10 protein-coding genes are annotated in these 13,730 nt (G+C 49.3%); 3 read left to right on the top strand and 7 right to left on the bottom strand.

Going from position 1 to position 13,730, the window contains the following annotated elements; translation table 11 throughout:
- Window positions 1–18: 18 nt before the first annotated feature.
- The 6 genes from F457_RS0109500 to F457_RS0109475 all read right to left on the bottom strand — a co-directional run bounded on the left by F457_RS0109500 (window position 19) and on the right by F457_RS0109475 (window position 6,260).
- Window positions 19–1,443, bottom strand: coding sequence for a tetratricopeptide repeat protein (locus F457_RS0109500; protein ID WP_018980909.1), 1,425 nt, complete (start codon window positions 1,441–1,443; stop codon window positions 19–21).
- A 144-nt stretch (window positions 1,444–1,587) separates the two neighbouring features.
- Window positions 1,588–2,571 (bottom strand): flagellin, encoded by a 984-nt coding sequence (locus F457_RS0109495; RefSeq protein WP_026294330.1) that lies wholly within the window; start codon window positions 2,569–2,571, stop codon window positions 1,588–1,590.
- A 169-nt stretch (window positions 2,572–2,740) separates the two neighbouring features.
- Window positions 2,741–3,442 carry a hypothetical protein gene (locus F457_RS0109490; protein ID WP_018980907.1) on the bottom strand — a complete coding sequence of 234 codons (702 nt, stop codon included), beginning with the start codon at window positions 3,440–3,442 and terminating at the stop codon, window positions 2,741–2,743.
- A gap of 60 nt (window positions 3,443–3,502) precedes the next feature.
- Window positions 3,503–4,699 carry a flagellar motor switch protein FliM gene (gene fliM, locus F457_RS12780; RefSeq protein WP_018980906.1) on the bottom strand — a complete coding sequence of 399 codons (1,197 nt, stop codon included), beginning with the start codon at window positions 4,697–4,699 and terminating at the stop codon, window positions 3,503–3,505.
- A gap of 19 nt (window positions 4,700–4,718) precedes the next feature.
- Window positions 4,719–5,252, bottom strand: coding sequence for a flagellar basal body-associated FliL family protein (locus tag F457_RS0109480; RefSeq protein WP_018980905.1), 534 nt, complete (start codon window positions 5,250–5,252; stop codon window positions 4,719–4,721).
- Between the two features lie 201 nt (window positions 5,253–5,453).
- Window positions 5,454–6,260, bottom strand: coding sequence for a response regulator transcription factor (locus F457_RS0109475; RefSeq protein WP_018980904.1), 807 nt, complete (start codon window positions 6,258–6,260; stop codon window positions 5,454–5,456).
- Between the two features lie 329 nt (window positions 6,261–6,589).
- Here F457_RS0109475 and F457_RS0109470 point away from each other — a divergent pair, with 329 nt between their 5' ends.
- From F457_RS0109470 to F457_RS0109460, 3 genes are read left to right on the top strand one after another with little or no spacing between them, the layout of a single operon-like run.
- Window positions 6,590–7,264, top strand: coding sequence for a CsgG/HfaB family protein (locus F457_RS0109470; RefSeq protein WP_018980903.1), 675 nt, complete (start codon window positions 6,590–6,592; stop codon window positions 7,262–7,264).
- A gap of 15 nt (window positions 7,265–7,279) precedes the next feature.
- On the top strand, window positions 7,280–7,711 hold the full coding sequence (locus F457_RS12775) for a DUF4810 domain-containing protein (RefSeq protein ID WP_018980902.1): 432 nt from the start codon (window positions 7,280–7,282) through the stop codon (window positions 7,709–7,711).
- Between the two features lie 6 nt (window positions 7,712–7,717).
- Entirely contained in the window at window positions 7,718–8,416 is a 699-nt protein-coding gene (locus F457_RS0109460; RefSeq protein WP_018980901.1) for a DUF799 domain-containing protein, read from the top strand.
- A 94-nt stretch (window positions 8,417–8,510) separates the two neighbouring features.
- Here the strand turns inward: F457_RS0109460 and F457_RS0109455 are convergent.
- A partial coding sequence (locus tag F457_RS0109455) for an autotransporter-associated beta strand repeat-containing protein (protein ID WP_018980900.1) occupies window positions 8,511–13,730 on the bottom strand: 5,220 nt, incomplete at its 5' end.

The following is a 13,730-nucleotide window of genomic DNA, read 5'->3' as shown; positions in this document are numbered from 1 at the left end:
CTCCTTCTCCTCAGTCTTTTATTTTTGGACGTCGTGTTCTTTTGCGTCCTGCATCACTCTTAGGTCGCGCTTAACATCTTCAAAAGCTTCAGACCAATCAAGCGGACGCTTTTGCTGGTAGATCGTTAAGCTATCATACCATGGTGAGTCAGAGCGCTTTGCCAACCAGCGCCAACATTGATCAAAGCGTGACAACATCATAACGGGCTTGCCAAGTCCTGCCGCTACGTGTGCTGTGGAAGTATCCACAGCCACCACGACATCCAGCTGAGTGATCAATGCAGCTGTATCTGAAAAATCATGAATATGGTCTGTATAATCAATCAACGTCATAGGGGCTGGCGGATGCGCGGCCTGCTCTTTCTTATCACCAATTTGTAAACTGTAAAAAATTGCTTCCGGCACCGCTTCTGCTAACGGCGCCAACGTCTTCAGGTCAAGAGAACGCCGTCTATTGGCAAACTCAATAAATTTTATATGTTTATGAGGTGCTCCCGCCCACACTAAGCCAACACGCAATGGTGATGAAGCTGCTGTCGACCCTTGATCATGCCGTAAACGTTCTCTCCACTCAGCCATTTTCTCAGGCTGCACTTTCAAAAAGCCTTCTGAGAACGGAAGTGTTTCCAACGTCACACCCGTAAAATAGGCCAAGCTCATAATGGGTGTTTGAACATCATGAGGCGGCGGTGCTTCCGCATCATCCACAAATGTTATTGTCGGGAATGAATAACGCAGAAGCGATAATAAGGGCTTACGTGTCGAAACAATAATCTTCCCATTCAGCGTCTCAAGCTGAGGCAGAAAGCGGCTAAACTGTACAGCATCACCAAAGCCTCCTACAAAATAGACAAGAAGCGTTCTGCCATTAAGAGGCGTTCCATCCCATTGGATATCAGCCCTCCCCACACGTTTTGCGCATTCTCTCCAATGCCATTCATATTCACGAAACCCCTCTTTGTAGCGACCCGTCGCAAGGAGGAAGAGAGCATAGTTCGTATGTGTTTCCACATGGGTGGGATCCACCTCCAAAGCCGCTTTATGGAAACGCTCCGCCAGCGTGAACTCTCCGATTGGTTTCAGGGCTGATGCCAAATTCCCCAAAGCAGGTGCATGAGTAGGCTTGATCGTTAAAGCTTTTTGATAACAATTGATCGCTGCGAGATAATCCTGCAAAAGCTGGCAGGCATCCCCGAGATTACTCCACGCATCATACGCGTTAGGGTCGATCTCAACAGCCTGACGCAAAACAGTCAGGGCGCCATTTAAGTCATTTTCTTTGAGCAGCAACGCGCCGTAGTTATTAAGAGCAATGACATTGCGTGGATCAAGCGCTATGACTTCTTTATATAAAGCCATTGCCTGATGAATTCGCCCATTACGATGCTGTTCAATCGCTGTTTCTAACTTACGAAATAGTGGCGTCTTCTCATCAGGTGACACGCTGCTTACTCCCCACATCTACGTTACACATCACGCTGCATTTAGCGCCATCATGATGTCATAAAACCATAAAAAAACGCCACCACAGAAATGTGGTGGCGCTTCTCTGCTCTCTTACTCAGCCTAAGCTGAGAGAAATCACTCTTATTGGAAGAGCTGCAGAATGTTCTGAGACTGGCTGTTGGAAATGGACAGAGACTTAATGCCCAAGGACTGCTTCGTCTGCAGAGATGTCTGCTTTGCACTCTCAGAAGCCATGTCAGCATCTGTCAATGCACCGCCAGCCGCTGTCAGAGAGTCGGACGTCACCTGACCAAAGGAGCTCATCGTATCAATGGTCTGCTGGTTTGCACCGAGCTTACCGGCCACATTGGAGATTGAATCCTTCGCCTTGCTCACGATCTCAATCAAGCTAGCGAGTGTCTTCGTGCCATCATTAAGGCCAGAACCAGAAACCTGCGTACCAGCTGTTGCAAGCGCAATGGAGTTGCCAGAACCCGTCACGAAGACGTTTGCTGTTGCATCACCACCCATGGTCGTGGTTTTAGACAGACCCAACAGATCACTCAAAGAACCTGCCTTGCTTGCATCCGCGCCAGAAGATGCTGCAAAGACGCTTGCAAAACCGGAAGTCGTCTGTGTTTCACCACGCAGACCTGTCACGAAGCTCAGGTTGTTTGTCGTAATACCCAGACCATCTCCCGTACCAGCGGTCAGCAGGTTCACACCCTGAAGTGTGGAGTTACGAGCGATCGTGTTGATCTGGTTAATATCACCTGTAATGGTATCGTTCAGGCTTGACAGGGAAGAAGGGTCACCAACGTGCTGACCAAGGCTGGTCACAGAACCACGCAAGTTATCCAGAACGGAACCAATGCTGGCAAGAGCAGAGCTTGCTGTTGTGTTAATACGTGACGCATAGCTCAGACCGTCATTCACGGTGTTCTGACCGGAAATGTCGTTGTTGATCTGAGATGCAATACCGTAAGAAGCTGGGTTATCAGAAGCGCTAGAAACCTTCTTACCGGTAGAAATCGCGTTCTGGGTCTGGGACAGCTGGCTCTGCGTGCTGCTCAGATTTTCCAGAGCGATCATTGAGTTGACGTTTGTGTTAATCGATAGTGACATTTATCTATTCTCCGAGATCGCCTGGCCCATCGCCAAGCCGTTTGGATTACATAAGAGAATAAAACATCAAATGGCTACAAGAAGATTAACAGAGAGCCGAAATTCTTCATGATGACAACAAAAGTTATTATAAAACAAAGAGTTACACTCTTTTAATTTCATTCTTCTCTTATTTTTTCTCGTCCACAGCCTTCATATAAGGTCGCGGAGAGCGCATGGAATGCGGCATAGGACGTTCAAAATTATCGTAAAAATTGGAGGAATAGACAGATGGCTCCTCTTTTAAAGAGGGCGATGTATCCTGCTTAGGGTCAAAAATCTCAGGATGGAACGATACAGTCAGCGAATCACCTCCAACTTGAGGTGACATAGGCATAAATGCCTTTTTCATCGTTTCTTCCACCTCTTTCATCTTCTGCTCGTACTGAGCTTTAAGCGTCTCCGCTGAAGGAATATCACGGTAGGAAGCAAGGCGTTTTTCTAACAAATCTGCCGCTCTTTGCGCTTTAAGAATCGCCTCCTCAAGAGCCGCTTGCCGCTTATCTGCTTTAGTGACATCCTGCTCAAGCTGAGCAGAAACCTCACTCACCATCTTCTGAAGATCTGTTAAATCTTCTCCCGCATTCCGCGCATGCTCAACAAGGGTGTTGAGCCTCTTCCCTCCCTTGTTGGCCTCCATCTTCATGGCATCAAACAAACGCCCGACATGCTCTGTTGAGGTATCAAGATTAGCCACCATCTCATTGAGTGCAGCATAGGTTTCACGAATCACGCCAAGACGCTTAACGATTCGCCGTGAGCTGATAATCCCCGCCACAATGACGAGAGTTAAGATCACCTCAATGATGGTCTGGCTATTTTCTAAAAGCATGACGTCCTGCGTGATTATCTCTTAGGAAGGGCCACGATAATACCCTCCCTACACTATGGCCTATTGCTGCTGATCGGCACTTTTATGCGTAGAATCTCGGAAAATCCCGAGATCAGCCGCCGTGTGAATCTCATCTTCTGGTGGAATAAGACGCTGATCAATACGTACCACTTGCATATTATTGGCCTTACCCAATGTGCCAATAAACATAGGTGTATCGTCACATTCCATCTGTACTTGATAAGGGGCACCCCTTTTATGAGGGAGATGCAAAACAGAGCCTTTCTTCAGATCCAAGATCTGCGACAAGGGAAGATATGTTTCCTCAAACACCGTCGACATCGTGATGCTAGTCTCCATGATCTCAGAAATGAGATAATCCTCCCACGCTGAGTCACTCCCGAAATTTTCCCCCATAAACTGTTGGGACAATTTCTCGCGCACGGGTTCCAGCGTTGCATAAGGGAGAATAAGATCCATATTGCCGCTACGATCTCCCATATCCACATGGAAGCGCGCTGTTACCGCAGCATTTGAAGGACGGACAATCGTCGCAAAACTTGAGCTAATCTCCAAACGCTCAAAATGAAGATTAATATCACCCACGGGCACAAAAGCTTCGGAAAGCTCTGTCAAACTGATCGTCGCCAATTTTTCGATCAAAGCACGTTCAAGAGCCGTCGGAGGGCGATTTTCAATGATTTTGAGCTTTGACCCTCTTTGTCCACCCATCAGAATATCAACAATAGAATAGGACAAAGACGCGTCAAAAATCAGAAGGCCATAATTCTTCCATTGCTCCGCCTTAAAGACGTTGAACACTGAAGAAGAAGGCACCTCTTGCATATAGTCCCCAAAACGAAGGGAACGCATGCTTTCAAGCGTGATATCCACCGTATCATTGGTAAAACCAAGAAGTTTGGACGACAAAAAACGCACAAACCGATCGAACACATTCTCGAGCATCGGCATGCGTTCGTACGCAACAAAACCTGTCTTGATGACACGTTCAATGCCGCTTTCTTCACGCACTGAAGAACCAGCAAAAGTATCGCCCAGCATGGCATCAATGGCTGATTGATCAAGCGCCTCTTGGCTGTCGTCTTCTCCTTGGGCAGCCCCTGCCTCCTTGGAAGGCTCCTCGGCAGTTTCCTCCTGTGTGGCGCCCTCATTCCCCTCAGATGGCTGCTCCTCAGTTTTAGAGGCGCCTTCCGTCGAAGGCTCTTCTGAAATGTTCTGCTCTTCTTCGTCGGCCATAACGTCACGTGGTCCAGTGTTATTGGGTCAATAATTCGGTGATATAAATATTGCTCACTTTTAGTGGGGCAAGATCTGCACGGAGCCGCCGCAATAACGCCTCTCTCAACCGATAAAAACCACTCCCATGAAGGTCTTCTGGCCGTGTCTCATGAAGATAAGTTTGGAAAATATCTTGGATTTCAGGCACGCGTCCTTGCAGAGAGGTTGCATCTTTTGCGCCCTCAATTTCGACACGCGCGGTCATCTTAACGTAAATGGTTCGCCCGTTACCGGTATCAAGGTTAGCTGTTGCCGCGGGAATACCCAGCTGTAACGACCGTTCAAGAAAGCCGCCCGCGCTCTGCCCCTTCCCATCATGAGCTGCTTGAGTTTTAGCAGCAGGCAGGAATGGAAGAAAATTCTTCTCCCATGCGAAGAAACCACCTGCTGCCAAAAGAACGACAGCACCGATGATCGCAAAAAGGGTCTTTTTAGATTTCCCCTTTGCCTCACGGGCAGGCTGTTCATTTTCTACTTCTTCAGCAGAAGGGTTGGAAGGCGTTTCACTCATCTATATGCAGCTCCAGGTCATCACAGCGCGACTATCTCAGCCGCTTTTACTGTCTTGGCCACCCCTTCTCAATGGGGAATAGTGCCTCTATCAAACGTCTTTTGCCCTTCATGCCACATCAGAAGGTACTTTGGCTATTTTTGATCGCACTTGTCAGTGCAATTAGTACCCTTCCATGAGGCTTTTTTCAAAACGGAGGAACTATTGATGCCGCTCGGGTAAACCCGCCGTGATGTTCCCTCCCGCTGTGATTGGCATACTCGTTTCCCGCGCTGGAGAAGGCGTAAACTCCATATCATCTTCACGACGAGCCCCAATCGGCAGAAAGGCTTCTTCATTCAGGCGATATCCCATCCCCCAACTCGTTTTAAAAGGGGTTTGTATACCTCTTTTTTTAAGCTTTTGGCGGATACGACACACCATGACATCCACCGTTTTACTCGCTGGTTTTTCTCGGTCTGCATAAAGCGCAGCTAGAATGGCCGATTTATTAAGAAGATTGCCACGCCTGCGTACCATCAAAGACATAATATCATATTCATTATGTGTTAACGGCACCATATCATCATCAACCAGCACCTCTCGCGTGTCTTCCCGCAACATAAGGCGACCAATGGTAATCGTTTGGCTGGTTACCCCGACGCCAGAAACACGACGCACAATAGCGCGCAGCCTCGCTAACAGCTCAACAGGATCCATCGTTAGCGAAACACAATCATCAGCTCCCGCAGCTAACACAGCGGCGACACTCTCAGCCGTGCTCTCGCGCGTAATGATAAGAATTGGGATACTAAAACGATTATTACGGATCATCTGAACCAACATCGGGTTTGGTTGAGTTTGCTGGATAACCGCAATATCGGAAGGGAAATGCCGCAACGCACTCAATACCCCTTCTTTCCCTGTAATACGGAGGGAAATATGCCCCTTAGAAATCGCCTCTGACAAAGTTGAGCATGGTCGGCCATCAGCGTTTTTCTGACTGTCACCAATACATATCAGCCGCATAACTGCTCTCCTACAAGGGGTATCATCCCCCATTCTTTATAAGTCGCTAGATAACAATAGCGCTTGAGTAGAATCAACTTAGCTCTAGAGTATAAGCGACTGGGACAATATACCCTATTTTTATTTATCAATCAAAAATGAAGGATAGACCTGTTATCCAGAGCTTTCCTTCCTCACGTTTTCTTATTCTCTTGCCTATTATTGCCGATTACAAGCGTTCGATATGTGGTATTTATAGCACACTCAATAATTAATAAACATTTCATTTCCTCATCACAAGAAAAATTTATATACTCAAATAGATAGTTCACAATGGAAGAATAAATGTAATGAAGACCTCCTCTTTTGGCTATTTTTTACTCGCCTCTATGACATTGACAGCTGGTTGTGCAACAGAATCATCGCACACACTTCCAGTGGAACATGTCACCTCCACGAACCAACCCTATCAAGGCCCTCGCCCTGCTATTGCGATTGGACAGTTCCAAAACCGTTCTCATTACATGAATGGATTATTCTCTAGCGGAACGGACTATCTCGGCAACCAAGCGAAAACGATCCTCGCAAGCCATTTACAAGAATCTAATCATTTCAATTTGATGGATCGCAGCAATCTCGATGCTATGGCCCAAGAAGGGCACTTCTCCGGCACGCAGCTCCATATCAAAGGCGCCCGCTTTCTCGTAACGGGTGACGTGACAGAATTCGGCCGTAAAGAAACAGGTGATCAGGCATTATTTGGTATGCTGGGACAAGGACGTAAGCAGATCGCTTACGCTAAAGTCGCCCTCAATATCGTCAATGTTGATACCTCTGAGGTGGTGTACACGGTTCAGGGAGCCGGGGATTACCAGCTTTCCAACCGTGAAATTGTCGGGTTCGGTGGCTCTTCAAGCTATGATTCCACTTTGAACGACAAGGTGCTTGACCTTGCCATCCGTGAGGCCGTCAACCGTTTGGTTGAAGCTCTTGACCGTGGCGCATGGCCTTTCCCTTCTAAATAAAGGTATCTCCCATAGATGTTTCATCTCTCCCCATGGCGGACAGGGCTCGCCACAGTCACACTTCTACTCGCCCCTGCTTTAAGTGCCTGCTCTTCCCACCGGCCACCGCTTTACTATTGGAAAGGCTATCAGGATCAAGTGTACAATACACTGAGCCAAAAGGCAGACCCCGCAACAGGCATTGCTGTGCTTGAACGCGGGATCGCACAAGCACAGAGCAAAAATCGTATTCCAGCACCGGGTTACTACGCTGAACTGGGCTATCTTTACGCTCAAATTGGCAGAGCTAACCAAGCCCGCGATGCCTTTGAGAAAGAAAAATCACTCTTCCCCGAAAGCACGCCCTATATGGACAGGCTGCTCCATACAATGACCGGTGAAAGCGCCGCCCCTGCTCCGACAGCTCCTGCACCATCATCTTCTTCCAACCCGGCAGCTCGGAGCTAACACCTCATGCGTATCACGTCTTTTAAAACGCTTCTTTCTGCCGTCGGTATGACCGTACTGTTATCGGGCTGCGCTCATAAGAGCGTACCCTATGATTATACAGCCTTTCGCGCGAGCAATCCGGCCTCCATATTGGTTTTACCGCCAATCAATCATAGCGTGGATATTCAAGCGTCTAACAGTGTTCTCTCCCAAGTCACGCACCCATTGGGTGAAGCGGGATATTACGTGTTGCCTGTCGCCCTCACGAATGAAACCTTCCGCAGCAGTGGCGTTATGACGTCGGAAGATGCTCAAAATATTCCACCGACTAAACTGCATGAGATCTTCGGAGCAGACACGGGGCTTTATCTGACAGTAGAACGCTACGGGAATTCCTATCAGGTTTTTAATAGCGTCACAGTCGTCAGCATTAAGGCGCGCCTTATTGACCTCCGCAACGGTCTGTCCATTTGGGAAGGTTCCGCCATTAGTCGCCACAACACGAATGATAATGGCGGCTCAAGCCCTCTAGGCTCTCTCGTATCAGCGGCCGTTGGGCAGATCATGAACTCCCAACTCGACTATGCCCATGAAGTTGCGGGTGAAGCCTCCGAATATCTTTTGTCTCCATCTTCTATAAACGGCATTCTGCCAGGCCCTCGCTCTCCTGCTTACACAGCAGCACGCGGCCAGCTTGATAAAAGCACCCAGCCTCACAAGTAAGTCGTTTTTATACCCTTCGATATAATAATGGCGTTCCATAACCTCTATGGAACGCCATTATTATATTCGATCTATTCCGCACGAGCGGAGCCTCTTAGAAGGCCAAGCTCACATGTCCTTCAGCGCCGCTATCGACAGAATGTGTTCCATACTGACCGATATAAGACAGGCCAACATCAACACGATCCGTTAGCTTCGCCGTCATCCCGAGCTTCAGCACAGCTGAATTGCTTGACAGTGGCGCGCCTACTGTCTCCATAGACCCTGCACTCGAACCAGCGAACATAGCGCGTGCCGACGGTGTTCTCAGCCCAAAGCTATGACGATAGGCGAACATCGCTTGCGGTGTGACCAGTGTTTTGCCCACCATAAAGGAGGTTGAAGCACGGACACCAAAGGTAGAGAACGTCACGCCTGTATCCATCCCACGGCCACGCAATGCCCCATCACCACCATGTTCGTGATAGCCATTCATATGGAGATTGACGTAGGCCACATTGGCGAAAGGCTCAATCATTGCATGACGCATGTGGAATTTATAACCAAGCTCAGCAAAAGCTTGCGCTGTTCCCCCAAGGTAGCCGCTCGTCATACGAGCATTATAGGCCCCAACAGCAACAGAACGACGGGTGTTCATGATGTTCCATGTATAGGCCGCACCCAGACGGAGATGGAGGTTGCCCCAATGGTTTCCTGCATAGCCACCAATCGTAATGTTATTACTATGGCCGGAAGCGTTTGAATCACCCTTAAGGTTGAACATCGAACGACCGTAGCTGACCAAGCCACCAACACGCCATGTTGCCAATACCGGCGCATCAGCCCCCATCACGAAGCCTGTGGTAGAATGATGCATAGCACTTGCGCCGCCATTGCCACCATTATTACCAAGACTTCCATAAGACTGGCCCCAAAGAACTGGACGGTTCGACAGGCAAGCATTGACTTTGCGACCCGTCTTCAGGTCAGCCACACCCATACCGCCACTCGTTGGGCTGCCATCGCAATCAGCACTATCAAGACGGTCAAAGACAGCTTGACGCGCATAATAACTATCTTGGATCAAGGCCGTCCGCGCAGAAGCATGAACCTCACCAGATAAAGACTTCATCGCATGGCGGGCATCAGCCGCATTCAAAGCCTCCATTTCCTGCACGAGCTGACTGTTTTCTGGCATATGCTGCAAAGCATTACCGATCATCGCCTGCTGCGGTGTTTGAGCAATACTTGCGAAGGTCGTGCCATTATTTTTCATGATCACGTCTACATCATCAGCCGTATAGGCCAACTCAGGAGCTAAGAAGGCAGACGTGCCAAGGAGGTTCGTATTGAGGCTGTCATAGTGCCCTGTCACGCCCTTGCTGGCTGTCAGCAGAGTATAACCCTGACGCGCTGAGATCTTCGTTCCTTCAGGAACATTGAAGTCAACTGCTCCGCCCTTGAGGTCTGCTGCTCCCATGACTTTAATCAAACTGCTCTGCAGCTGTTGATAAGACCGGCCACCTACCTCCATCGTCTGGCCCGTTGCCGTCGTCGTGCCTTGGGCCGCAAGGTGAGCGTCATGATCCATCCCTAGATCACCATGCACCGACAGAACCCCCACAGGGCTACTTTCTTCCTGCGAGACACTCTGCGCAACGGGTGCGACAGACGCGGCAGGAAGGGCTACAGCCTCAACAAAGAGACTTCTCTGCAACAAGGACATAGGGCTCCGCTGCACGGGCTGAACATCGTCCTTCTTGTCCACCACCGTAGCTTCTAACGTACCACCTTGTCCGACATGGGTTTGTCCAACAGACCCGCCCCCTGACAGGGTCGCCCCTTGTGTGACGTCCATTTTGGCATTTTGAAAATTACCATCGATTTTCATTGTGCCTTTCTGGACAAGAGTCTGACCCGTAAAGTGGGAATCATCACGGTTACTTGGCAGATGAAGAACACCATCTCCCCCGGCAACAAACGTCCCGGTGCCGCGCAGCTCATCTTTCATGACACCTGGTTTGTTCATAATGAGCATGGAATCATCAATGACCGCACCAGTTCCAAAGCTACGTGGAGACCCAACAATCGTCCCACTCATTAAGTGGAAGTCACCCGTATAGGTGTTGTTCTCCGTCATCATGGTCATATGGCCCTGACCATTCGCGATGATATTCCCCGATCCTGAAATCGTTTGCGCCATCAGCACGCTATCACTGCGGTTGATATAAAGCGTTCCGTCATTAATCAGGTTACTTGCACTGATAGACCCACTCGTCGCGCCATTCCCAATCTCTAGTGCAGATCCCGGCTCGACGATCGTATCACCCGTATAAGTATTGTCCGCCCTCAAGATCGTTCGACCCGACCCTGCTTGGATAAAGTCCCCACTTCCTGAAATGACGTGGTCGAACTGAACATTATCACTATGATTAATAATCAGCTGGCCATTATTGACGATCTTTTTACTTTGGACGGCCCCGGTCTCACCACCATCACCAAGCTGCAAAATACCGCTATTGATGGTTGTGTCCCCTTGATACGTATTGTCGGCCACCATCGTCGTCATGCCCGAACCATCTTGATGGAAGGATCCCGAACCAGAAATCTTCTGGCCTAACGTCACATCATCACTCCGGTTAACAGACAACACCCCGTTATTGATGATGTTCTTGCTCGCAACAGAGCCCGCTTCCCCACCATTACCAAGCTGAAGCGTGCCATGATTAATCGTGGTATCGCCCGTATAGCTATTGTCATTGGTTAGAATGGTGCGACCCGTTCCATCTTGGTGGAAGGCACCAGAACCAGAAATTTGCTGGCCTAACGTCACATCATTGCTGTGATTAACCGCAAGCGTGCCATTATTGACGATATTCTGGCTGGCAACAGAGCCCGTTTCCCCGCCATTACCGAGCTGGAGCGTGCCACGATTGATCGTCGTATCGCCTTGATACGTATTATCATTGGTTAAGATCGTCGTGCCCGTGCCATCCTGACTGAAGGAACCCGTGCCAGAGATATTCTGACCAAAGACAGCATCATTGCTCCGATTAACCACAAGAGCACCATTGTTAACAATGGCACCCGACTGGACAGAGCCCGTTGTGCCGCCATCACCAAACTGTAAAGCCCCTTGATCAATAAAGGTCGCCCCTTGATAGCTATTGTCATTCGTCAGGGTTGTTTTGCCCGTGCCTGCCTGATGGAAGTCACCAGAGCCAGAAACCTGCTGACCTAACGTCACATCATTGCTGTGATTAACCGCAAGCGTGCCGTTATTGAGGATGTGCTGACCTTCGATCGACCCTGTTTTACCGCCATCGCCTAGCTGCAACGTGCCATGCTCAACCGTCGTATCACCTTGATACGTATTGTCATTGGTCAAAGTCGTCTGGCCAGTGCCAACTTGGTGGAACGCCCCTGCACCAGAGATCAACTGATTGAGCGCGACGTCGTTGCTACGATTGACTGCAAACACACCATTATTGACGATCTTCTTGCTAGCAAGCGACCCTGTCTTCCCGCCATTGCCTAATTGCAGCGTGCCGTGACCAATCGTCGTATCACCTTGATACGTATTGTCATTGGTCAACACTGTTTTGCCAGTGCCAATCTGCTGGAACGATCCCGTGCCAGAAATCTTCTGGTCTAACGTCAGATCATTACTTCGATTAACCGCAAGAGCACCATTATTGAGAATGTTCTTGCTGGCAATCGACCCGGCCGTGCCGCCATTACCAAGCTGTAACGTACCATGATCAATCGTCGTATCGCCCGTATAGCTATTGTCATTGGTCAGCGTCGTTGTGCCTGTGCCAATCTGATGGAACGTCCCCGTGCCAGAAATCCTCTGGCCTAACGTCACATCATTACTGTGGTTAACCGTAAGAGCGCTGTTGTTAACAATAGCCTGACCCGCAATTGACCCAGCCGTGCCACCATTGCCAAGCTGCAACGTTCCATGATCAATCGTCGTATCGCCCGTATAGCTATTGTCATTAATCAGCGTCGTTGTGCCTGTGCCAATCTGATGGAACGTCCCTGTGCCAGAAATCTGCTGGCCTAAGGTCACATCATTACTGTGGTTAATCGCAAGATCACCATTATCAAGGATATTCTTGCTGGCAACCGACCCTGTTGTGCCACCATTGCCAAGCTGTAACGTCCCACCATTGATACGCGTATCACCATGATACTGGTTATCACCCGATAAGATTAACGTGCCGGAATCCGTTTTGGTTAATGTTGTTCCACCAGCGACTGACCCATCATCAATAACAGAAGCAACTTCTGCTGTGATACCGGCTCCTTCAGATGTGCCATCACCGACACGAATAATCGTGTTTGCCGTGGCCGCATGGAGCGCATCCCCTGAAATCAGGTAACTTTTACCATCAAGGTTCGCAAACTGCATACCACTCAGCAGCACAGGGGAATTTTTCCCTCTAACATCCTGATCTTTTACCGTGACATGACCAGCATTTCCCTGGAAAATGGCCATAGAACCCGTTGCCCATGGCGCATTGCGTGAACCATTGGCATTCGTCCAGTTATAATCTCCCGTTCCATTCATCGCCGTCCAGACACCATCACCACCATCAACAGAGTTATTCCCGTCGCGGTTATTGGCGCCATGCTGTGCGACATCACTTCCATCCCAGAAGCTCAACTCACCACCATGGGAGGAAATCAGGTTCACTTGCTTATCCACTGATGTCTGAATCCCTAAGTGAGGATCAAGAACACCATTGGACATCACACCATTCAGGCTGTCCTGACCAGAAAGCTTACCCCCGTAGGAATACATCCGGTAAACACCGCCCCCTAGAGAATTATCTTGAACATCTGGTCCACCACGTGCGGTGGAAATATTAATCGTTCCACCGAGCTGCAAATTACCCTTCACATTCACGAAGTCATTATACTGGCCGCCCTCTTTACCAGCCTGACCCATATTCCAATCTTGCCGAGCATTTGGATCAAATGAAAGCCCGCCATTAATGTTCATTGTTCCTGCGCTATCTAAGCTCCCCCCGGGAGAGAGGGTGCCACCATTATGCACAGCAACATCACCACCAATGGTGCCACTCCCCGCCAACGTCGCTCCCGAAGCAACGGAGGTCAGACCATGCGATCCACTTTGGTTCCCATCAACCTGCAAGGTTCCCGCATTCACATTGGTTGGGCCCGCATAGCTGTTATCACTGCTTAGGATGGTCTTGCCGGTACCATTCTGATTCAGACCGCCTGTCCCAGAGATATGCTGATCAAGCTTCACATCATCGCTACGGTTAACCGTCAACGTGCCGTTATTGTTGATGTTCTTGCTCTT

Origin of the sequence: Saccharibacter floricola DSM 15669 (assembly GCF_000378165.1) — a bacterium.
GTDB classification, from domain to species: Bacteria; Pseudomonadota; Alphaproteobacteria; order Acetobacterales; family Acetobacteraceae; genus Saccharibacter; species Saccharibacter floricola.
Note: the sequence above shows the minus strand (reverse complement) of the source record. Positions and strands in the feature narration are given on the sequence as shown.